17 protein-coding genes and 3 tRNA genes are annotated in these 22,233 nt (G+C 52.4%); 1 reads left to right on the top strand and 19 read right to left on the bottom strand.

The genetic code is table 11. The features are described 5' to 3' along the window. Positions 1-48: 48 nt before the first annotated feature. The 6 genes from thrB to FD28_RS04020 form a co-directional block, all read right to left on the bottom strand. Positions 49-930 carry a homoserine kinase gene (gene thrB, locus FD28_RS04045; protein WP_057732848.1) on the bottom strand — a complete coding sequence of 294 codons (882 nt, stop codon included), beginning with the start codon at positions 928-930 and terminating at the stop codon, positions 49-51. 20 nt (positions 931-950) lie between these two features. After that, positions 951-1,430 carry a SprT family protein gene (locus tag FD28_RS04040; RefSeq protein WP_057732846.1) on the bottom strand — a complete coding sequence of 160 codons (480 nt, stop codon included), beginning with the start codon at positions 1,428-1,430 and terminating at the stop codon, positions 951-953. Beyond that, positions 1,423-3,618 (bottom strand): Tex family protein, encoded by a 2,196-nt coding sequence (locus FD28_RS04035; protein ID WP_057732844.1) that lies wholly within the window; start codon positions 3,616-3,618, stop codon positions 1,423-1,425. Before FD28_RS04035 ends, FD28_RS04040 begins: the two co-directional genes overlap by 8 nt. A gap of 681 nt (positions 3,619-4,299) precedes the next feature. Beyond that, the gene (locus tag FD28_RS04030) at positions 4,300-4,740 is read right to left on the bottom strand and encodes a hypothetical protein (protein ID WP_235806845.1); all 441 of its coding nucleotides are present in this window, start codon (positions 4,738-4,740) and stop codon (positions 4,300-4,302) included. A gap of 4 nt (positions 4,741-4,744) precedes the next feature. Beyond that, positions 4,745-5,575 (bottom strand): ammonia-dependent NAD(+) synthetase, encoded by an 831-nt coding sequence (gene nadE, locus FD28_RS04025; RefSeq protein ID WP_057732842.1) that lies wholly within the window; start codon positions 5,573-5,575, stop codon positions 4,745-4,747. 114 nt (positions 5,576-5,689) lie between these two features. Then, a complete protein-coding gene (locus tag FD28_RS04020) occupies positions 5,690-7,156 on the bottom strand; it encodes a nicotinate phosphoribosyltransferase (protein ID WP_057732840.1) in 1,467 nt (488 codons plus the stop codon). 153 nt (positions 7,157-7,309) lie between these two features. On the opposite strand from FD28_RS04020, the gene FD28_RS04015 reads away from it, so the two are divergent. Next, a complete protein-coding gene (locus FD28_RS04015; RefSeq protein WP_057732838.1) occupies positions 7,310-8,044 on the top strand; it encodes a WecB/TagA/CpsF family glycosyltransferase in 735 nt (244 codons plus the stop codon). Here the strand turns inward: FD28_RS04015 and FD28_RS04010 are convergent, their stop codons facing one another. The 13 genes from FD28_RS04010 to FD28_RS03945 all read right to left on the bottom strand — a co-directional run bounded on the left by FD28_RS04010 (position 8,045) and on the right by FD28_RS03945 (position 22,148). Beyond that, positions 8,045-8,533, bottom strand: coding sequence for a GNAT family N-acetyltransferase (locus FD28_RS04010; RefSeq protein WP_057732836.1), 489 nt, complete (start codon positions 8,531-8,533; stop codon positions 8,045-8,047). Between the two features lie 63 nt (positions 8,534-8,596). Beyond that, on the bottom strand, positions 8,597-9,298 hold the full coding sequence (locus FD28_RS04005; RefSeq protein WP_057732834.1) for a GntR family transcriptional regulator: 702 nt from the start codon (positions 9,296-9,298) through the stop codon (positions 8,597-8,599). A 36-nt stretch (positions 9,299-9,334) separates the two neighbouring features. Further along, entirely contained in the window at positions 9,335-10,477 is a 1,143-nt protein-coding gene (gene nagA, locus FD28_RS04000) for an N-acetylglucosamine-6-phosphate deacetylase (RefSeq protein WP_057732833.1), read from the bottom strand. Between the two features lie 623 nt (positions 10,478-11,100). Continuing rightward, positions 11,101-11,901: a pyrroline-5-carboxylate reductase gene (gene proC, locus FD28_RS03995; protein ID WP_057732831.1), complete on the bottom strand. Its 801-nt coding sequence runs from the start codon at positions 11,899-11,901 to the stop codon at positions 11,101-11,103. Continuing rightward, positions 11,902-13,857 (bottom strand): S9 family peptidase, encoded by a 1,956-nt coding sequence (locus FD28_RS03990; RefSeq protein WP_057732828.1) that lies wholly within the window; start codon positions 13,855-13,857, stop codon positions 11,902-11,904. It lies immediately after the preceding gene. Positions 13,858-14,172: 315 nt separating this feature from the next. Beyond that, positions 14,173-17,718 carry a leucine-rich repeat domain-containing protein gene (locus FD28_RS03985; protein ID WP_162255547.1) on the bottom strand — a complete coding sequence of 1,182 codons (3,546 nt, stop codon included), beginning with the start codon at positions 17,716-17,718 and terminating at the stop codon, positions 14,173-14,175. 272 nt (positions 17,719-17,990) lie between these two features. After that, a tRNA-Gln gene (locus FD28_RS03980) sits at positions 17,991-18,062 on the bottom strand. A gap of 9 nt (positions 18,063-18,071) precedes the next feature. Beyond that, positions 18,072-18,154: transfer RNA gene (locus FD28_RS03975), tRNA-Tyr, on the bottom strand. Between the two features lie 84 nt (positions 18,155-18,238). After that, positions 18,239-19,054: a metallophosphoesterase gene (locus FD28_RS03970; RefSeq protein ID WP_057732824.1), complete on the bottom strand. Its 816-nt coding sequence runs from the start codon at positions 19,052-19,054 to the stop codon at positions 18,239-18,241. Between the two features lie 147 nt (positions 19,055-19,201). After that, complete coding sequence (locus tag FD28_RS03965; RefSeq protein ID WP_057732822.1) at positions 19,202-20,683, bottom strand: peptide MFS transporter; 1,482 nt, start codon at positions 20,681-20,683, stop codon at positions 19,202-19,204. Positions 20,684-21,073: 390 nt separating this feature from the next. Continuing rightward, complete coding sequence (locus tag FD28_RS03960) at positions 21,074-21,364, bottom strand: PTS lactose/cellobiose transporter subunit IIA (protein WP_083478111.1); 291 nt, start codon at positions 21,362-21,364, stop codon at positions 21,074-21,076. Between the two features lies 1 nt (position 21,365). Next, positions 21,366-21,698 (bottom strand): PTS sugar transporter subunit IIB, encoded by a 333-nt coding sequence (locus FD28_RS03955; protein ID WP_057732818.1) that lies wholly within the window; start codon positions 21,696-21,698, stop codon positions 21,366-21,368. Positions 21,699-22,075: 377 nt separating this feature from the next. Then, positions 22,076-22,148 (bottom strand) — tRNA-Thr (locus FD28_RS03945). Between the last annotated feature and the right edge of the window lie 85 nt (positions 22,149-22,233).

The following is a 22,233-nucleotide window of genomic DNA, read 5'->3' as shown; positions in this document are numbered from 1 at the left end:
CGGGCAGTGACAATATTTTTTTGCAAGTTAATTCAAAAAAATTCAAAATTATGCATCTGTGAGGACGGTCGCCCCATCTTTATCGAGTTCTAGAATCCGCAAACTCCCCGGTAAATCAGCATCCGCCAGCTTGGTTCGCAAGAGCGTCAACTGCGAAGAAGTCCCAAAGGTCACGACGGTCGGACCGGCGCCACTCAGATACGTCCCGACAATCCCCAATTCATGGGCGGCATCGCGAATCTGATTCAGCTCCGGTACCAGCTGTGACCGAGCCTGTTCGTGGAATTCATCCCGTTCAATCAGCTTAGTCGCCAGCTCCCAGTCTTCTTTCAGTAGCGCTGCCACTAGGACATTCGCCACACTGCTGGCATGAACCGCCGTATCGAAGGAAACTTGTTTCGGCAACGCCTTACGACTCTTCTGGGCCAATAACTTTTGCCCTGGAATAAAGACCAACGCCTGTAAATCAGGCAGTGGCAATTTAATGGCATCGGCTACCCCATCATTGACCGTGGCGACGGCCGCTTGTCCCATGAGGGCCGGGGCGACATTATCCAATTCGCCACCGAGCTTAACCGCCCAGTTCAATTGTTCTGGAATCGTGAGGTCCATTTCACCCAATTCATTGGCAATCTTAATGCCGGCAATCACGGCACTGGTCGAACTGCCCAACCCCCGTGACACGGGAATGTCGGACATGACGGTCAGTTGATGCGCCTGAATCTTCGGATTAACCTTCAGGGCCGTCTGCACCATCAAGTTATTTTCATCGCGAGGAATACTGGTGCCCAAGGCGTGATTAACCCGCCACTTTTCCGTCTTTTCTTCAATAATCACCGTCAGATACAAGTGCAAGGCTGCACCGATTGAATCAATACCGGGACCTAAATTAGCCGAAGTTGCTGGTACCCGAATAATTGTTTTTCCCATAATTCACTGACCTCCTAAGTTTAACGTGGCCGCTGCACAGCCACCACTGTCTTCTGCCAGACCAAATGGCCGTGACACCGACCACACACCATCTTCGTCACATCAATGCGCCGCGCCCGGTAGTATTTCTGCCCACAATTTTGACACACATACAGTTGCCATCGACGCGGCCTGGGTTGCGGACGTGGCGGAGCCGGCGCAAACCGTAACCCCCCGACCTGTTGGAGTAAATCGCGAAACGCCCGCGTCCGGTGCTGCCCGGATTGTCCCGCCAGATGAAGATGGTAATGACACAGTTCATGTTTAATGATGCCTTCTAACGTGGCCTCGTCGTGTTCCGTTAGCATCTTGGGATTAATCTCAATGCTGTGATCCTTGAGCTGATAACGACCGCCCGTCGTCCGTAGTCGCGCGTTGAACCACGCCCGATGCCGGAAAGGTTTACCAAAACTCGCTAACGAAATCTGCTCCACCAACCGCTGTAGCTCCTGATCAGTCATGACCATCAGTCCGCATCGTGAGTTGAATCCGCTGGCGATTTTCATCGACACTGAGAACCCACACGGTCACCACGTCACCGATGGTCACCTCCGCGCTGGGATCACTGACGTAGTGATCCGCCAACTGGGAAATGTGTACCAAGCCATCCTGCTTAACACCAATATCCACAAAGGCACCAAAGTCGACGACGTTCCGCACGGTTCCCTGCAATTCCATGCCGGGTTTTAGATCCGCCATGGTCAGGACGTCCTGACGCAGCAGTGGGGCCGGCATGGTGTCTCGCAAGTCCCGTCCCGGTTTGCTCAAACCGGAAACGATATCCGCTAAGGTCTCGTGACCAATCGCCAGTTTGTCGGCCCATTTGTCTTGATTCAACGTGGCTAATTCTTGCTGCAACTTGGGCGTGCCAATCGCTGCTTGATCGGCTGCGAGGCCTTTCAGAAGCTGGCGAGTAGCCCCATAACTCTCCGGGTGAATGTCCGTGTTATCGAGGGCGTCCTGGCCCCCAATAATCCGTAAGAACCCGACCGCTTGCTGATACGCCTTGGGGCCCAATCGTGGCACCTGTTGGAGCTCCTTGCGACTGGCAAACGCCCCATTGGTATTCCGATAGGTCACAATATTCTGTGCCGTGGTTGCGGTCAACCCTGAGATGTGGGTCAACAGCTCGGGACTCGCCGTGTTGACGTTGACCCCGACTTGGTTAACCGCCCTTTCTACCACCCGATCCAGCTGTTCATCCAGCGCCTTTTCGGGAACGTCGTGTTGATACTGGCCGACACCCACGGCCTTGGGATCGATCTTAACCAGTTCGGCCAAGGGGTCCTGTAACCGCCGACCGATACTGATCGCCGAACGTTCCTCCACGTGTAGATCCGCAAATTCGGCCCGCGCGTTTGCACTCGCCGAGTACACGGATGCACCGGCCTCGTTGACCAACACGTAGTAGACGGGGTGATCCAACGTTTTCAGAATGTCACTGACAAACTCCTCGGATTCCCGGCTCGCCGTCCCATTTCCAATCGCAATCATTTCAACGTGATACTGGTCTAAAAGCTTCTTGAATTCTGGGCCCGCTGCGGCGCGTTGTTTGCCACTTGCCGGCTTGTGCGGGTAGATGACCTGTTTCGTCAAGAAACGCCCGTTAGCGTCCATAATGGCCAATTTACACCCCGTTCTATACGCGGGGTCAAAGCCCATGACGACTTTCCCCTTCAGCGGCGCCTGCATCAACAGGTGATACAGGTTATTGCCGAAGACCTGAATGGCGTGTTCATCCGCCTTATCCGTCAATTGACGCCGCAACTCCCGCTCAATGGCGGGGCCTAAGAACCGCTTGTAGGCATCGGCAAAGGCATCCTTAATCTTCGCTACCGCCGGCCCTTGATGTTGGCCCACCAATCGAAAATGCCCGTACTGCAGGATCGAGGCCGGATCAATGGCGATGCCGACGGACAGGATTTTCTCACGTTCACCCCGGTTAATCGCCAACACCCGGTACGGCGGCAGTTGGTTGAGCCGTTGATTAAATTCATAATAGGTCGCGTAGACCTGTTGTTCATCCTTATCCTTGGCGCCCCGCTTCAGCTTGCTCGTCAACTCACCGTGCTGCCAGGTGTAGTGGCGAATCCACTCCCGAAAGGCGGCCTGCTCGCTAAAGGTTTCCGCTAAGATTTCATGGACCCCTGCCCAAACAGCCGCCACATCAGGTAAATCCTGGTCCGGCTTCACATACTGCCGTGCTCGGGCATCCAAACCATCCTTGGGAAACGTTAACAGCCACTGTGCCAAGGGTTTTAGACCATGCTGAGCCGCAATAGTCGCCTTAGTTTGGCGCTTCTTTTTATACGGTAAGTAAAGGTCCTCGACCTGTTGCAAGGTGCTGGCCCGTTCCAAGTTCTGCTTGAGTTGGGGCGTTAGGGCCTGCTGTTCAGCAATGGCCTTCAAGACGTCCTGCCGGCGCTTATTGAGCTTCGCTAGCCGGGTCGCTTCATCTTCAATCTCGCGAATAGCGACTTCGTCCAGTGATCCCGTGCGTTCCTTTCGGTAACGGGAAATAAACGGCACCGTATTGCCCTCATCCATCAACGATAAGACCGCCTGAATCTGTTGGACGCGATACTGGCTCAGTTGTTGATGAACCGGTTGTGCCAAGGCGCTAAGCTGTTCTTCATTCTCTCTTGCCATGCAAACCCTCCGTTGTCATTATCACTACCTGCATTATACCATGGTTGCCACGCCGGCCACCCCACTGCGTTTACAAATATTCCCCTCTGCCTCGTGACAGAATCAGATTTTCTACATAGCGGCAACCTTTGTGCGAACTGGTCCGCCTACCGTTCCGCCTGCGGCTGTCAGAAATTCCGGCTGCTGTGGGGACCGCCTGCGGCCTGAGAAGCGGTCCTCCGGCTCGGTTTGAAGCCCGGCAAAGTTCACCGGTCTCCAAACACGTCCCACGCTGTAAGCCGAAATGCATCGGCTAACACCGTCGTCACGGCTGCCTCCATCTCTGACCTCCTCCGGCTAAGTTTGATGCTCGCCACAGAATTGATTGTGACCATTGTCATGGCGTGGCTGAGCCGCCGTGATTGGCTGCAACTCACGTAGCCGAGAGTGAAGCCAAATATGGGCTCAGCCGTGGGATGCGCTGAGCGGCGCGAGCCGGTGAGCACATGGCGCATTTGAAACGTGGGTTGGCGGTTCAAATGCGAGGCAGAAGACCGCACTGTGGCTTCTGCCGTCCGGCCCACCGCGTTCCAGTCCATATTTGGCGAACGGTAGGCGGCCAGCCCTCCACCAAGTTGCCAAAATCATAGGTGGGGGTAAGCAAAAAGGATGCCGCTCAAAAGAGCGTGACATCCTTTAACCTTACATGGGACTGGTCATAATCCGTTGCGTTGCGGCGGTAACCTTTTCCATGGCATTTTCTTGAGTCTTTTCAGATTGGTTGAACGCGTCAACGTCAACCGCTTGGTGCTCAACGTCAATGCTGTCCGTCATGGCTTGGCAGGCTTCCGTGTAGATCCGAAATGCCGAAACCAACGACTTGTGCTTGCCTAGAATTCGGACCGGTGCACTGGCTTGTTCCAATTGGTTCAGCTTATCCGTATAGCCATCCGTGCCCCGTTGGAAATTGTCCACAATGGCTTGTAAGTCTGCTTGGGATAATTCCCCAACCGTATCGTTGTCGATTGCGGTTCGCATTTTTTCAAAGTCGCTGTTCATTTCGCCAGCTTCATCTTCCGTGCCTTGTAGCACTTTGCTTAAAACATTAACGTAACCACTCATATTGCTTTTACGCATCGTCATTCACCTAGTCTTTCCAAAATGTATCGTAAATATTTACCGGTAAATGCCGCTTGTGCGCGGTCTTACGGTACCAGTTTTCAATCTTTTCTGCGGCCTGGTCACTGACTTCGCGACCCTCGAGGTAGTCATCAATATCTTCATAACGGACCCCTAACGCCGCCTCATCAGGCAACGCTGGGCGATCATCTTCCAGATCGGCCGTGGGAACCTTCTTGTACAGATGCTCAGGTGCCCCCAGGTAGGCCAGCATGGCGGCCCCCTGACGCTTGTCTAACCGCCATAGTGGGCAAATATCGGCGGCACCATCCCCGAATTTCGTGTAGAATCCAGTGACGGCCTCCGCGGCGTGGTCAGTTCCCACAACAGCCCCGGACCGTGCGCCAGCAATCGCATACTGGGCGATCATCCGTTGCCGGGCCTTGATATTGCCCTTATTGAAATCACTGACCGTGTCGTCATTAGCACTAACGGCGGCTTCCATCGCATCAGCGGCAGCCTTGATGTTCACCTGTTGGGTTTCATCGGCACCCATAACGTCAATCGCCATCATGGCGTCATCCTCGTCGGCCTGTTCGCCATAGGGCAACCGGACCGCGATAAACCGGTAGGCACTGTCATTGGTCTCCTGACGCAACTCCGTGACCGCCTGTTCGCACAGAATTCCGGCTAAAGTGGAGTCCTGTCCCCCAGAGATGCCCAGAACCAACGTCTTCAAAAAATCATAGTGTTTCAGATAAGCCTTTAAAAAGTCGACACTCCGGCGAATTTCTTTGGCCGGATCGATTGTAGGTTGGACCTTCAAGGCCGCGATAATTTCTTTTTGCATTGCGCGCATGTTGCTTGCCCCCTAATAGATTTAAGTCGCGGTCGCACCGTTTGACTGTACATCGCCCGCCATTTTGAATGGAAGTGCCGATGCCAGCCCGTGCCACGCGTGACGTGCTCGTCGTTATTCGGGCATTTTTTGAACGTAAGTATGAATCTTCTTGATAATGGCCATCTTGTGATCCCAGCAATCTTGGGAAAGGTCAACCGGATACTTCTGCGGATTCAAGTCCCGCTTGTATTCCGGCCAGAGATTAGCCAAGGCCCCGCGACACCGATCCCGAATGGCCGAGAGTGTTGGCAACTTGTAGACCAACTCGCCAGATTCGAAGATCGATTGTAAGATTGGCCGGGCGTTAAAATCATTGACCGTCTTGTTAATGTACGTGAAGCTCGGGTGGAACATGAAAATTGTCTCTTCACGGCGAGGGTCCTCATCGGCCAGGGTGACATAATCCCCCTCGGTCTTACCGTCGGCGCGCTTGGTAATCCGCCAAACCTGCTTCTTACCGGGCGTCGTCACCTTTTCGGCGTTGTTGGACAACTTAATCGTGCCCTTCATCTTGCCGGCGTTATCGGCAATGGCGACCATCTTGTAGACGGCCCCCAGTGCTGGCTGATCAAAGGCCGTGATTAGTTTAGTCCCAATTCCCCAGACGTCAATCTTAGCGTCCTGCATCTTCAGACTCTGGATGGTTTTTTCATCGAGGTCGTTGGAGGCGTAAATCTTAGCGTTCGGGAAGCCCGCCTCGTCCAACTTTTGCCGCACCCGTTTGGACAGGTACGCCATATCACCGGAATCAATGCGGACCCCTTGGAAGTTGATCTGATCCCCCAGCTCCTTAGCCACCTTGATGGCATTCGGCACACCGCTACGTAGTGTGTCGTAAGTATCTACTAAGAAAACACAGTCGTGGTGCGTTTGGGCATAGGCCTTAAAGGCATCGTAGTCGTTGCCATACGTCTGAACCAACGCGTGGGCGTGGGTCCCACTGATAGGAATCCCAAAAATCTTACCAGCCCGCACGTTAGAGGTGGCATCAAAGCCCCCGATATAAGCGGCCCGGGTCCCCCAGATAGCAGCGTCAAACTCCTGCGCCCGGCGCGTCCCAAATTCCATGAGCGCGTCATCCCCGGCCACGGAACGAATCCGAGCGGCCTTGGTCGCAATTAAAGTTTGATAATTCACAATATTAAGAATGGCGGTTTCCACTAATTGGCAGTCTGCCAGCGGACCCTCCACCTGTAAGATCGGTTCATGGGCGTAGACCAGTTCCCCTTCAACGGCGGAACGGATCGAGCCTCTGAATTTAAAATTGGCGAGGTAATCTAAGAAATCCTCTGGATATTCTTCAGCTTCTCGTAAGTATTCAATGTCCGCTTGGGAAAAGTGCAGATTTTGGATATAATTAACGATGTGCTCCAAACCAGCAAACACGGCATAACCGTTATGGAACGGCATGTCACGGAAAAACACTTCAAAAACAGCGTGTCTGTCGGCAATCCCTTGTTGATAATACGTCTGAATCATATTAATCTGGTAGGCATCCGTGTGCAGGGTTAAACTGTCGTCAGGATACAAATTCGTCATAATGAGCTACTCCCTTAGCTAGTTTTCAAGCTGGACTGTTACATATTTTAATCTAATAGACTTATTTTAGCATGAAACGCCCAGAGCGTCATACTATTTGGTACGGTCATTCCGGCTTTATTCGTTGGCATGACCATCTCGAAAGGAGACCCCATGCAACCTTCATTTTCAACCGTGACGGTCCTCGATATTCCCTTCATCAAGACGACCGCCGCTAAATTCCAAGAAACCTTGCAGCAACGCATTCTCACGCAACAAAATACCTTCGTGGTGACCGCCAATCCCGAAATCGTGATGTACGCGCACCACCATCCCGACTACCAACAACTCCTGCAAGCCGCCGACTTTGTCACGCCGGATGGCATTGGGATCTTAGACGGTGCCAAGATTCTCAAGCAGCCCCTGCCCGAACGCATCACGGGCTTCGATACGCTGATTGACCTTCTACAATGGGCCAGCGACCACCACCGCTCGGCCTACTTCGTGGGTGCCAAGCCGGAGGTCATTGCGGCGTTGAAGCACAAACTGCCCCAGGACTATCCCGGCCTCGTGATTGCCGGCCTGCACGACGGTTACTTTAAGGACGACAGCGCCATCGTAGCCGATATCCAGCGGACACAACCCGATATGGTCTTTGCCGCGCTGGGATTCCCCAAACAGGAAAACTTCATCGCCGAGCATCGCCAGACCACCAAGGGTCTGTGGATGGGCGTCGGTGGAAGCTTCGACGTTCTCGCCGGCGCGGTCGTTCGGGCCCCCCAGTGGTGGCAAAAGCACCATCTCGAGTGGCTCTACCGAACCTTGAAGGAACCCAAGCGACTCAAACGCATCGCGGTGATTCCCCACTACCTGCACCTGGTTCGCCAACAGGCTAAGCAGCAACGCTAGCTAGTCCTGATGCCACACCATCTCCACAACTGAAAGTTGCCCCTGAGGCACCGTCCGCGTCTGGACGGTGCCTTTTTGCTGGAATCCCAATTGCCGATAGAAGGTCTGAGCCGCCTGATTCGTAGCCAGCACCTCCAAGTAGATTGGCGCGTGCAACGGGGCTAGCTTAGCCAGGGCCGTCGCCATGAGCTGACGACCGACGCCTTGGTGCTGCGCGCTAGGACGCACGTAAATCGAGTAGATCTCACCCCACCCGGCGTGGTCCGGGGCACGCGCCGGCCCTGCCGCACATGTCCCGACCAAGTGATTGGTGTCACTAAAGGCCAGCCACATCAACTGCCAACGCCGTTCGGGGTGCCAAGTGGCGGGCGACAACTGCGACAGGAACGTCGCGGGTAAAAGCCCCGCATAGGTAACCTGCCACACGTCGTCATAGAGCTGGGCCACCGCCTGAAAATCATCATCACGCCGTGCGGGACGAATTTTCATTCCCAGAACCTCCCTTCTAGACTTTGCAAAAAGGAGCCGAACCACCGTTCAGCTCCCCAATGTTTATTTTTCAAGATAAAATTCAAACCGTTCGCCGACATACTGCGTCCGCACGTATTCAAACGGCGTCCCATCCTGTAGATAGGTGACCTGCCGTAACCGTAAGATGGCATCCCCCCGCTTAATATTTAAGAACTCGGAGATGCGTTCGGAAGCCGACATGGCCGAAACCGTCTGTTGGGCTTTTCCCGGGTTAAGGTTCTTCTTATCTTCCAATGCCCGGTACAACGAACTGGTCACTTCCTGCTTGCTGAGACCATCCACCAGGTGTTCTGGCACCGTGGCCACCTCAAAACAGATGGGCACATCATCCCCAAACCGAATCCGTTCCATTCGTAAGACCTGTTCATCCTCACGTAATTTCAGCTTTTCAGCCTCACTGAGGGATGGACTCATCACGTGGTACGAAATCGTCTTGCTGGCGGGTTGCTTGCCCTGTGCCAACATGAGGTCCGTAAAACTCGTGACCCCGGACATCTTTTCTTGAACTTTTTGATTGGCGACATAGGTTCCTGACCCGACCTGTCGTTCCAGAATCCCCTCATCAACCAGGGTCTGAATCGCCTGACGGAGCGTCATCCGACTCACATCAAAATCTCGAGACAGCTCCCGTTCGGAGGGAATCCGATCGCCAACCGCCCATTTACCAGCCTCAATAGCCCGCTTAATGTCATTATGAATTTGAATATAAATCGGTGAACTCACAGCACCTACGTCCCTTCTGAAAATACAACTAAATTTTTACTTGGAATCCTGACTGAACTTCCGACCCAAACTGTAGGTCGTTTCCAGCTGTAAGTCACGCGTAAACAGGTTCAGGTCAGCATCACGCCCCGGAACCAACTTGCCCTTTTGGGTCAGCTTAAATTCCTCGGCTTGGTTAACCGAACTCATCTGCACCGCGTCATTCATATCACAACCGGTAAAGTCCATGATGTTTCTGAAGGCCTCGTCAAAACGCAGAACGGAACCGGCTAAATTGCCACTTTCCAACCGCGCTTGCCGATCCTTCACAATCACTTTTTGCCCACCAAGTTCACTGACACCCTCGGGCATCCCCTTGGCACGCATGGAGTCGGTCACTAATTCTAGGCGATGTGGCCCTTTTTGTTCGTAAGCCAACTTGATCATGTCCGGCACAATGTGGAACCCATCACAGATCAATTCACAGTACAGGTTATCTTCCAGCATGGCGTGCCCGGTAACACCCGGTTCACGGTGCCGCAAACCGCGTTGCGCATTGTATAAATGCGTGACGTGGGTGGCCCGGCTCTCCAGTAATTGTTCCCGCGTGGCATTGGAGTGGCCCACGGATGGGACGATCTTATTCGCCAAACAGTAGGCTTCAAATGCCTTAGAGCCCGGATCTTCGGGTGCGTACGTGATCAGTTTGACCCGACCACCGGACAACTTGTTCCACCGGTCTAGCAGTGAAACATCGGGGTCCTTAATGTACTTCTCCGGCTGAGCACCCTTAAAGATGGCCGCAATAAAGGGTCCTTCTAAGTGTACACCTTGAATCACCGGATTGCGCTTAGCAGCTTCCGCAATTCCCTGCATGGCGTGATCGATGGCGTCATTTGACTGCGTCATCGTGGTGGGAAAAATTGACGTAATTCCTTCGTGGACCATCAAATTGACCATTTTATCAATCTGATCAGGGTCCCCATCCATACTATCATATCCATAACCACCATGGCTATGAACATCGATAAAACCGGGCACAATTGTCCGGCCAGTGACCACGTGAATCTCATCGGCGGGCAGTGGCCGGAAATCAGCAACTGGACCGACTGCTTCAATCTGTTGGTCAAAACGGATGTAACCATCGGGGATTACGTCATCCCCGGTATAAATCTTAGCGTGCTTTAAGACAATACTCATGAGTCTCCTCCTCATCACCTGACAACAACTATTTCATACATTTTCATTGTAATCGGTATAGACCAAAAAATCAACTGGCACGCGTTATTTTATTGTCGTGTATTCCGATTAGGTTCATACAGTAATGTACTGGCCGCCTTCCGTTCGCCAAATATGGACTGGAACGCTGTGGGCCGGACGGCAGAAGCCACAGTGCGGTCTTCTGCCTCGCATTTGAACCGCCAGCCCACGTTTCAAATGCGCCATGTGCTCACCGGCTCACGCCGCTCAGCACATCCCACGGCTGAGCCCATATTTGGCTTCACTCTCGGCTACGAGGGTGCATCAACTATCGCATACGCTTAAAGCGAGTTCACCCTCATTGCCACTTAGTCCAAACAAATGAGTCGTCATGTGACTATCTGTAGCCGCAGGAGGCCAGGGATGGAGCCAGCCGTGAGTGTGAAGTTAGCTGGCGTCCTTGGCCAGGTTACTTCACTGGACGCGCTTGAAGACACGTGATTTTCGTGGCTTCAAGGCGAGGAGAAAGACCGCTTTGAGGCTTTCTCCGGTCCCCACAGCAGGTGGAATCCCTGGCAGCCGGAGGCGAACGGAAGGCGGCCAGTATGGCAGGTTATCGGCGCCTAGTCCGACTCGCCGGCGTCGCGTTTGATGGTGGCATCGATGCCCTTGACTACCGCCGTCATGAGGCCGGCTTCTTCCATCGCCAATAATCCCGCAACGGTGCTACCACCCGGTGACGAAACCTGGTCAATCAGTTCAAACGGAATCTTGTGACTCTGCAGGACCATCTTGGCCGAACCCAGCGTGGCCTGCGCGGCGATTGCCGTCGCCTGTTGCTTGGTCAAACCGTGTTTGACCCCCGCACGACTCAGGCTGTCGATGAAGAAATCGATGTAGGCTGGTGAACTACCAGCCAAGGCACTGAATACACCAAATTGGTCTTCTGCCAGCGTTGTCGTCGACCCAATCGTGTCGAACACCCGTAACGCCGCCGTCAGCCGGTCACCCGTCAACGCTGCATTGGCTGCAACTGCCGTCATGCCGGCCCCGACTTCAACATTCACGTTGGGGAGCGTCCGTAACGTGGGAATCTCTTCGCTCACAATACCGGCCATGTCGGCCAGTGAGAGCCCTGCAACGATGGACAACAGCGTCTTATCCGGAGTCAGTTGGTCCTTGATCTCCGCTAAGACGGCTGGCGCAACGTTGGGCGTTACCGCTAGGACAACCAGCTCACTATCCCGAGCGACCGCTTGATTGCTATTCGCTGCAACCAAATCGTGTGCTTGCGCGTAAGGGAGATAACTTTCCTCACGGTGACTGTGTACCGTAATTTCAGCTGGTGCAAACGTCTTGGCGTTTAACAACCCGCCAATAATGGCTTGTGCCATGCCGCCAACACCAATAAATCCAATCTTCATTTAAACTTCCTCCTCATGTGGTAGATGATCCTGGAACCACTGATTAATCCGTTTTAACCGTTCAATTCTTAAATTAGGCAATCCCGAGCGCGATAACTCATGGGTTGATTCTGGGAACAAGACCAGTTGCGTGTCCACACCCGCTTCTTTTAGCCCAACGTAAAACTCCTCACCCTGGGTCGTCGGGCAGCGCAAATCGTCCTCGCCATGCATCACCAGAATCGGTGTTGTGGCGTTTGCGACATATGCCAGTGGCGAGAACCGCCACAGGGCCGCTACATCCCGCATATCCTGCTGAAGCTCCCACGGGGTAAAGAAGTAGCCAATATCACTGGTGCCATAAAAACTAATCCAATTGGCAATCGATCGCTGGGTCACGGCCGCCGCAAATCGGTCGGTATGGGTTTCAATCCAGTTGGTCATAAACCCACCGTAAGACCCACCCGTGACGCAGAGTTGCTTCGGGTCAATCGTCGGATCTAATTTCACAGCCGCATCGGTTCCTAACATCAGGTCCTCAAAGTCACCCTCGCCATAGTGCGCAATCACAGCGGCCTCAAAGTCTTGACCGTAGCTATTGCCGCCTCGCGGATTAATCGTAATCACCCCGTAGCCGGCACCCGCCAGATACTGCAACTCGTGATAGAAACCGTAACCGAAATCCACCTGCGGGCCCCCGTGAACGTAGAGTACCGCGGGATGCTGCGATTTAGCGACCACGGGTGGAAAGTACCAACCCTCGATGGGCCAGCCCTGAGCACCCTTAAAGGTAAACCGTTGCCCGACCACCAAAGCGTGCTTCGCCTCATAGGTGGCATTGGGATTGACTAGGTCGACTTCCAACCCCGTGGTGACATCTAGGGACTTGAGCCGACTCACACTGGTCATCGTTGATTCGGTAAATACGATGGTCTGCGCGTCAACAACCGAGAAGTCCGTGATAGCCCGGTTACCCGCCAAGAGTGGCGTCACTTGCCCCGTCGTCAAGGATTGACTCACGAGGTTCAACCGGCCGTGTTCATTTTCCACGGTCAGTAAGGTGGTCTCATCCAACCACGCTAGCCAGTGACCCGATTGGCCCTGTTGACTGTCGACCGCCAGCATGTCCCCCACCTCCACGTCGCGAGGTGCGGTCACGTCCGTTAGCCGGGTGGTGTCCCGATCGACCACCCAGGCGTGGGACTGAGACACGTTCATGATGTGATTGTCCTGCCCCCACAGCGCCACGTAGCGCCCATCGGGACTCAACACGCCCTTGCCAAAGTCGCCCTGTGCCACGTCCTGATTTAACAGAACATCGTCGCCCCCGTCGAAGCCGTGCCAAAAGACACCGGTGCTGAAGTCGTGTTCATCCGCCGGCAAGCGATCGCGCGTATACACGAGGCCTTGGGCGTTAGCCGCCGTGACTGTGAAGTCGGTTGTCTGTTCCAGAACCACGGACTGATCGCGGGTGGCACACTCGTAGCGAAGACACTGATAGGTCAACTGTTCTGGTAAGATGCCCGCCCCATTGGCCTTGTACAGTAGTCGCGTCACAACCTTGACTTGGGGAAACTTTTCGGGTTGATCGGCACCAACCGTCGTTTGGAAATAAAGGACATCCCCCCGCGTGGACCACACGGGGTTACTGACATCGCGGTCGCCGTGGGTGATCTGTTCGGGGGCACCGCCGCTCAGAGCAACCAGGAACAGCTGACTGTGCGTCTTAACACGTCCACTGAACGCCAGGTACCGCCGATCGGGACTCATTGCCAATTGGCTCACCACAACCCCATCAGGACTCCACTGACGTTTATCACGGCCATCCGCCAGATTGACACTATAAATAGTGGCTAAGCTAGCATTTTGTTGCCGGTCTAGCTGACTTTCCAAGTAGTACACCCGCTGGCCATCACTCACCGGTTGTGCCAGTGGTCGCAAGGCAAACAGGTCTTCCGGTTGCACAATTGCTGGCATCACAAGACCCCACTTTCTCCATCAAAATTCCAAATGGTCTGGTGCAATTATTAATTTGACTTTAGCGAAGTTCACCGGAATTGTCAATTAAGGGGCCATTTCCCTAAAACGACCGCACCTATCCTAAACGGACTGGCACATCATGATGCCAAGTCCCTCCTCAAAAAAAGTGAGACCACTTTCGGCTTTTTTTCGTTAGTACTAAGTAAGGGGGAAAATTACGGTTCATCCGGATGACACAAAAACAAGGGCTCCCCTTTTTATCGGGTCGTCCTTGTCCGTTTAACTGTCTAGTCATTACGCAGTCCGTTGACTTTAGTCCCTATCTCGCCGTTGCCGGTTAGCCAATCCTAACCAGCTTAAGCCTGCCAGTAAGGCTGCGCCTACGCCTTGCCAAATGGTCGGTGACTGCTCACGCGTTTGTGGTAGGGTCATCATACCCTGTTTCCGTGAGCTTGGTGCCTCGACCAGTCGTTTGGTCGCAGGATGTCCCGCCACTGCATCAGTGGAACCACTGGCCAACTTAGCGCTCATGGTGGGGGTCGAACGTCCTGTTTGTCGTGGTACCGCCCTCATTTCATCACGCTGCTTCACTACAGTCCGTTCAGGCGTCGTCACATGTTGATACTGCCATTGTGGCCAGGTAACTCTGATCACATCCGGTACCGTTTGAACAACGTGGTGGGGGTCGACCACCGTCGTGCCTTTCGTAGGCTGGTTGCCAATATCAGCCGGTACCGTTGGGTTATCCCCCGTCTGCCCCGTCGCCGGCGTACTTGGATCGCTGGGCGTCACGGGAGTACTTGGTGTCGCAGGGTCACTTGGCGTTGCAGGATCACTGGGTGTCGTAGGATCACTTGGTGTCACTGGATCGCTGGGTGTACTAGGATCACCTGGTGTACTAGGGTCGCTTGGCGTCGCAGGATCGCTGGGTGTTCCGGGATCACCTGGTGTACTAGGGTCGCTTGGCGTCACAGGATCGCTGGGTGTTCCGGGATCACTGTGGCCACCCGAAGGATCATTGGGGGTCACGGGTTCAGTTGGCGTTTTACCAGGATCCACTGGCCATTTCATAAAGTCCTGATGGTACCCAATATTATTCAAAGTCGTGATGGTCCCATCAGCATTGACGTTCGCCATAATGGTAACGGTGGAATCATTGGGCAAATCTCCCCAGCCATAACGATAAGCGCTGGGCGACGTCACGGGGAGCTGAATCACCTGTCCCACTTGACCCGCTGCTGGCACCGAAACGTTGAACAGAAAGGTATTGGTCGTGGTCTCAATCGCCGGAACGGTAATCGTCGTCTTCACCCACCGCGTTAGGTTCAGCGTCATCAGGCGCACGCCGTAGGTTCCCGTATCCGTGCTGATTGACGTCAGACTTAGTGTGGTCTGTCCCCCAATAAAGCCCGTTGGTAAGGTCAGCGTATCGCCATCGGCAGTCGCACGATAGGTTAGGTTCTCCTGGGTGTTCGTAAACACGAAGGTCAGGCCCGCCAAGTCGAGGTTCGTCAGCCCTAACTGCTTCTTGATGGCAGCTTTAATATTGTAGATCGTGGTCGTCACAATGCCATTAACATTCGATACGGTCGCGTTAACCGTCACATTGTCCAAAGTTGATTGGTTGGCAAAGGCATAATCCCCAATCGTCTTAATGGCTTTCGTTGCGTTAATCTTCTGCAAATCATTAGAGGAGAACGAATAATTCTCCAGGCTATTCACAGCATCCCCCAATTGTAGACGGGTGAGTTGGTTGTGATCAAAGGCATATTGACCAACATCGTGTAACGTGTCGGCGAGGGTTAAGGTTCCCGTTAACTCATTGTTCTGAAAGGCCCCATCGTTGATCGTTTGCAGCTGACGACCACCCGTCAATGACGACAGAAAGTTATTGGCAAAGGCGTAACGGCCAATATCCGTCAGCACATCCGACAGTACCAGTGGCCCCGTGAGATCGTTGCTGGTAAAGGCACCATCACCAATCGTGGTCAATGCCGTACCACCCGTCAGTCCCGTCAAATGGTCCCCGGAAAAGGCATAACTGCCAATCGTGGTCAACTGATCAGAAAGGTTAAGCTTGCCCGTCAGATTATTGTGATAAAAGGCGTACTGACCAATCGTGCTCAGATTGTTGCCCCCCGTCAGCTGACGGAGGTGATTGCCGCTAAAGGCCGACTCCCCGATCGTCGTTAACCGATCGGACAGGTTAAAGGCGCCACTTAACTGATTATTTAAGAAGGCTTCCTGCTCAATGGTCTTCAGCTGATTGCCACCCGTGAGTCCGGTTAAGTCATCCCCGGAAAAAGCCTGCGTCCCAATATATTTAATATTGTCTGGCAGATTGAGGGTGCCGGTCAAGGTCGGGTTATCCGCAAAGGTTCGCGTCCCCACCCCAGTGATCTGCGTATTGAGCTGAACGCCGGTTAGCTGGTTATCATAAAAGGCCTCATCCCCCAAATTTTGCAGGAAATTTGGTAAACTAAGTGAACTTTTTATCCAATTATGGGCAAAGGCGGCCGTTCCAATCGACGTCAGGTTGGGACTCAGTGTTAATCCCGTTAAATGGTTATGGGTAAAGGCCGAATCTCCCACACTCGTGATCGTCGTTGGGAGCGTTAAGGTGCCGGTCAATAAATTATTCTCGAAAGTTCCCGTGTTAATATCCGTTAACCCAGGGTTCAACGTCACGCCAGTCAGCTGATTGTTAGCAAAGGCATGGTCTCCCAATGCCGTTAGCGTATCGGGTAAGACTAAGTTTCCGGCAATGTGATTGTCTGCAAAAGCAGCCGTTCCAATCGATCCCACCTGTTTGCCCAGGGTCAAACTGCTGATTTGGTTGTCTTCAAAGGCGTTGGCCGCAATCGCCGTCACCTTATCGGAAATAGTGACGTGCGTCAGGGCATTGTGACTGAAAGCCCCGGTATTAATCGTGGTGAGATTGTTCAGGTCAACGCTGGTTAACGCGTTGTTGGCAAAGGCCCCGTCACCGACAGACCAGATACCATTCGTGAATTTAATCGTCTTAAGCTTATTATTCGCAAAGGCATTGGCTTCGATCCACTGAAGGTTATTCCCCAAAGTCACCGTGGTCAAACCATCCCCATTGAAGGCATTTGCCGCAACGGCAACGACCATTTTCCCTTGGTAATCATCGGGAATCACAATATCAGTGGCGTAGCCGTCCTTATGGGACTGGGCAGCCGGATAACCGGTCACCAGGTAACCGTCGCCGCCAGCATTCAGCGTATAGCTAAAATCAGTCGGATCAGTCGCCACCGCAGCAGAAGCGGGCGTACTCGGGGGCGTCGGTACCGTCGTGGGCGTGGTTGATGTAACCGTGTCCATTTCAACCCGTGGCATTCTGAGTCGCTTGTTCTGTATGTAATCAGACTGGTGCTGATCTTCACTGGCAGGCGCCTCATGGCCAGTCTGCTCAGGGTGGGACGTTGCAGACGTTTCCTTGTTCACTGGCTCACCGGCACGATCTTGATGTTCACCCGCGGTTTCACCAACAGCCCCGGTCTTGTCGGTTTTCTCAGTCTTGTTATCGTTTTGCTCAGAATCGTTGCCGGTAGCGCCACCGGATGTAGTCGAGCCACCCTCAGACTGGCCCGACGTTGCTGAGGATGGTGTTGTCGTAGGGGCGACATATCCGGGAGTCGTCGATAGCGAGGATTCACCGCTACTTTCGCCCGTTTGTGTCGTCGTGTCGGGGGTGTCCGCCGCAGTGGTCGCAGCATTGGCCGTTTGATTGCCTAAAATCATGCCGGCACCTAAACTAACCATCGTTACCCCGGCGTACAGCCATTTGCTTCCCCGATCAAACTCATGTTTATGTTGCCAGTCACTTCTACGCATCATTTTCGCCACCCTTATCTCAACTCGTTGGGGCCGTAGAGTCCGGTACAGTCCCCCTTACAATTTATCCTAGCACTCTTTTTCCCAACAGTCAGTCGCAGTTAATGGCATATGGGCATCACGATTTCTATAGTGATGTATTGAGTGAACCGCCGCCACATCAGTTAGGTCTACCCGGGCCAATCGTTTTCGGACAGTTATCGCCCGACAAGCCCGTGTCTGTGAGAATTTGGGACACAAAAAAACCAGCCACACACAGTGACTGGTCTAAGTTGGGCTAGCTGGGTTCGAACCAGCGCATCACGGGATCAAAACCCGTTGCCTTACCACTTGGCTATAGCCCAATAATAAAATGGTGGGGAGTGGATTCGAACCACCGAACCCGAAGGAGCGGATTTACAGTCCGCCGCGTTTAGCCAGACTTCGCTACCCCACCAAAATGTGAATCGCCGTAACGAATCAACGTTTATTATCATACAGAATTCTGCATAAATCGTCAAGCCTTTTCCGTAAAATATTTCTATTTTAATTCGAGTAGCCGCAAACGCTGTCGCCACTCCGTGAAGTAATCCGTCTGTGACCACTCATTGATGCGCTTCGTATGATAGCCCACCGCTTGATCGTAATACATCGTGGTGCCAAACTGTTGGGGCGCGAAATGCCGATGGACGTGGCCAAACTGAACCACATCGACGTGATAGCGTTCCAACAAGTCCCCCATCCGCGGACTGCCCAACATCGCATTAGCCATATTCCAAAATCGATTGTCGTCCGTATAACGAATATAATTCCGGCGGGGAACAAAATGGGTCATAAACAAGACCCGCTTATTCGCCGCCTGGGCCTGTTCCAACTGATCGGTCACGGTCGCCAATACCTGATTCATGCGTTGTAAATCGGACTGGGGTTGTTCAATCGTCCCATCGACCCAAAAGGCCCGTTTCCAGGTTAAAAAGTCCCGACCAACCAAGTTATCTGCAAATTGATAGTCGTACCAGCCGTTATTACCGATTATCCGCCAGTTAGTGCCGGCAACGTCTAATTGTCCCCGATGGAGGTAAGTTGGCGCTAAGGGGCTCTCAAGGGCCGCATACGTCACATCGTGTAACATGTCATGATTGCCGGCGATGAAACGCACCTGAGCGGGGGCAATTAACCGTTGCAACCGTTCGACGTAAGCCAGCGACTGGTCAAAGTGATTGGTGATGTCACCAGCAATTAAATAGAGGCCCACACCCTGTTGCATGAGGTAACCCGCCTGTTGTGGAAGCAGTTGGTCCACGTCTTGATGATTGACGTCGAAATGAAGATCGCTGATTAAGGCTGCTTTTACCACGTGGTTGTCCCCCTTTTTTGTCTGTCAAATCTACGCGACACCGGCCACTATTAGCAGCGGTAGCCCTTATAAGCAAAACCGGCTGTTTTGATCGCAAATAAAAAGTGCCACTCCATTTAGAGTAGCACTTTTGCCAGCAAATATTGACTATTTAATACCGGCCATTAAATTCTTAATTGGTTTGACCAGAACGAACATGATTAACCCAGCGACGATCGCCACGATGGCAACCCCCATGAAGTAACCGACTTCGTTTTCTGGCGTGTATAACTTAACGATTTGTGAGTTCACAGCTTGCCCAGCCGCATCGGCTAAGAACCACATACTCATCATCTGAGACTGGAACGCCTTAGGTGCCAGCTTCGTCGTCACGGACAATCCGATTGGCGAAATCAGCAATTCGGCAATTTCAACCACGGCCCAGCTTCCGACCAACCAGAGTGGGCTGACCTTAGCGCCTGAACCGAACATGACCACGGGGATCACGATAATCAGGTAAGAAGCTCCGGCAAACAACATCCCAGTGGCAAACTTAGCTGGTGAACTGGGTTGGTTCTTGCCCAAACGGTTCCACAATGCAGCGAAGAATGGCGTGTAGATCAGGATGAACAGTGGGTTTAACATCTGGTACCAAGAAGGTAAGATGTGCATGCCCAAGAAGTGGTTGTTCGTCTGGTTAGCAGCGAACAGTGCCAACACAGAGGAACCCTGTTCTTCAATTGCCCAGAAAATAGCAGCGGCGATGAACAGACCTAAGTAAGCCCAAACGTGCTTCCGTTCAGTTGCCGTAACCTTCTTACTGGTTAAGAAGATCACGAAGTAAACGACTGGTGTGGCAATCGCGATAACTGATAATAACAGCACGAAGTTGTTTAAGTTTAATGAACCCAGGAGGAACATTAACAGGATAACCAGTGCAAAGGCGACCAAACCAACCGTTGAACGAACGGTCAGCTTCTTCATGTCACCAGGTTCCAGTGGATCGGTTGGGTAAAGACTGTCTTTACTCAAGTACTTCTTCCCACCGTACCAGTATTGAACTAAACCTAAGAACATCCCAATAGCGGCTAAGGAGAATCCTAAATGGAAGTTGTAGTTCAGACCTAACCACCCAACTAAGAGCGGTGCGACCAAAGAACCCAGGTTAATCCCGAAGACGAAGATGGTGAACCCAGAATCACGACGGGTATCCCCGGCATCATAGAGGCCCCCAACCATTTCGGAAACGTTTGGCTTCAACAGCCCAGTCCCTAAAACAATCAGCAGGATCGAGATGAACAACGCAATCCGACCAGCTGGCACGGATAAGGCGATATGCCCAAACATGATGAGAACCCCACCAATAAAGACAGTCCGCCGGCTCCCCCAGACACGGTCACTCAGGTAACCCCCGAGGACGGATGACAGGTAAACCATGGAACCATAGATGGACATCACTGAGGCAGCAGTTGCTTGATCGAACCCCAGACCACCCTGTGTAACTGAGTAGTACATGTAGTAGATAAGGATGGCACGCATCCCGTAGTAACTGAACCGTTCCCACATTTCTGTGAAGAACAGCGTTGATAACCCCCGCGGTTGACCGAAGAATGTTCGATCTTGGGTGGTCGAATCTGGTTTGTTATTCAAAACGATAATACCTCCATTGCTTGGTTAAAATGAATATTTTTTTATTTCACAATCCGAATCAATAAATGCGATTGTGGCAGGGTCTCATAGACCTCTAATAAAACATAGTTGTAATTATACTTCATGAAGTCCCGTTACGCAACGGTTTTCCTAATAAAAGCGTCTCCATTCCCGCCCCCACGGGCAAAAAACAATGATGAAATTATTAGCTGTCTCATGCAATCCTCTTATTTTTTATTCATTTCCAATAGCCTGCCAATATTATTACTTTAATGAATAAACTTACGCTGGCTATTCTTCCTTTAGTCTTTTTTTCCGCAGTGAGTCCTTAACCGGCGCATTAAAAAAGGCGTGATCAGCGACCACCCCTTTAGAAGTTCTTCTATAATATTAGTGCCAATCGGGACCCAGAGCCATAATCAGCTCGTAATTCCCTTGTACGGCCATTAAAGTATCCATTGCATGGTTAATGAGGATCGTTACGGGAAGGTCCTCAGCAGCCATTTTTGCCATCATTTGCGTTTGAACTTTATGGGCGGCCAAGAGTTGGTCATGACATGCCGTTAAGTCTAGTGATTGATGCTGTTCACGAGCGACGGCGATGGCACGATACAGGCTATTCTTAGCGGTTCCCGCGGTCACTAAGACCTGCATCGCTAATTGTTCAATTGTTGGCGTCATCCTAGTAAGCGACGGCGACAGCGGCTGGTGCAAAGTCTAATTGGTGACAAGCATACTTCACCAATGCCTGACTGTTCAACCAACCATAGATATCGTTAGGAATTGGGGCAGTCCGAACCTGATCACCGATCTTGGCACGCATCTTCGCTTGGTAGGCCACTTGTGGGGCCAGTAAAACCAAATCCTGTTCGGCTAACAATTCAGGGGTAACTTCCATTAAACTCGTTGCGGTGAAGTGTAGTGGCACCCGTTGTGTTTCCGCAGCGCGCTTGGCTTCTCCTAAGAATAAGTGACTTGAAACTCCCTGACCACATACTAACAATACGTTTTTCATGATGGCATCTCCTGTGCTTAATTGATACTTATAGAATAGCACTATGTTAGGTATACCACAATAGAATTTCAAAAAAATCATTTATTTTTTTGAACGTTGAAACGCCCGTGCGACGCCATCTCAATGATATATACCAATTCTTTAGGCCAGGCTATACCAATCGTATCTCTTTTAGTAACCGCTTTCATTGCTATCTTGTCAATTCTTTTCCCCAATTGGACTTGATCATTTGCATCCTCACAATCTTGCCCCACTATCCGGCGCCGAGCGAATGATGCGCCATTTCTGGCTCTCAGCCACCACCCGTGCCGTCTACACGGAAACCATTTCAGAGACACAAAAAAAGCTGCTAGTCCGAAGACTAACAACTTATCTGATGCCGGCTGAGGAATTCGAATCCCCGACCCTCGGTTTACGATACCGATGCTCTACCAGCTGAGCTAAGCCGGCATATCAACTGGTTAACCAGGTTAACCCGACTCCGGCAGGCGGGCTCGAACCGTCGACAACCTGATTAACAGTCAGGTGCTCTACC

It is taken from the genome of Levilactobacillus hammesii DSM 16381 (assembly GCF_001434395.1).
Lineage (GTDB): Bacteria > Bacillota > Bacilli > Lactobacillales > Lactobacillaceae > Levilactobacillus > Levilactobacillus hammesii.
This window is presented reverse-complemented; position numbering and strand designations above follow the sequence as displayed.

Coding starts and splice junctions, on each gene's coding strand:
- nagA (WP_057732833.1), bottom strand. CDS start 10,477: ATGAGTATTGTCTTAAAGCACGCTAAGATTTATACCGGGGATGACGTA.
- FD28_RS04030 (WP_235806845.1), bottom strand. CDS start 4,740: ATGACGATGCGTAAAAGCAATATGAGTGGTTACGTTAATGTTTTAAGC.
- FD28_RS04010 (WP_057732836.1), bottom strand. CDS start 8,533: ATGAAAATTCGTCCCGCACGGCGTGATGATGATTTTCAGGCGGTGGCC.
- FD28_RS03985 (WP_162255547.1), bottom strand. CDS start 17,718: ATGCGTAGAAGTGACTGGCAACATAAACATGAGTTTGATCGGGGAAGC.
- proC (WP_057732831.1), bottom strand. CDS start 11,901: ATGAAGATTGGATTTATTGGTGTTGGCGGCATGGCACAAGCCATTATT.
- FD28_RS03955 (WP_057732818.1), bottom strand. CDS start 21,698: ATGAAAAACGTATTGTTAGTATGTGGTCAGGGAGTTTCAAGTCACTTA.
- FD28_RS04020 (WP_057732840.1), bottom strand. CDS start 7,156: ATGACGAATTTGTATCCTGACGACAGTTTAACCCTGCACACGGATGCC.
- nadE (WP_057732842.1), bottom strand. CDS start 5,575: ATGCGCGCAATGCAAAAAGAAATTATCGCGGCCTTGAAGGTCCAACCT.
- FD28_RS04015 (WP_057732838.1), top strand. CDS start 7,310: ATGCAACCTTCATTTTCAACCGTGACGGTCCTCGATATTCCCTTCATC.
- FD28_RS03990 (WP_057732828.1), bottom strand. CDS start 13,857: ATGCCAGCAATTGTGCAACCGGAAGACCTGTTTGCCTTGCGACCACTG.
- FD28_RS03960 (WP_083478111.1), bottom strand. CDS start 21,364: ATGACGCCAACAATTGAACAATTAGCGATGCAGGTCTTAGTGACCGCG.
- thrB (WP_057732848.1), bottom strand. CDS start 930: ATGGGAAAAACAATTATTCGGGTACCAGCAACTTCGGCTAATTTAGGT.
- FD28_RS04035 (WP_057732844.1), bottom strand. CDS start 3,618: ATGGCAAGAGAGAATGAAGAACAGCTTAGCGCCTTGGCACAACCGGTT.
- FD28_RS04040 (WP_057732846.1), bottom strand. CDS start 1,430: ATGACTGATCAGGAGCTACAGCGGTTGGTGGAGCAGATTTCGTTAGCG.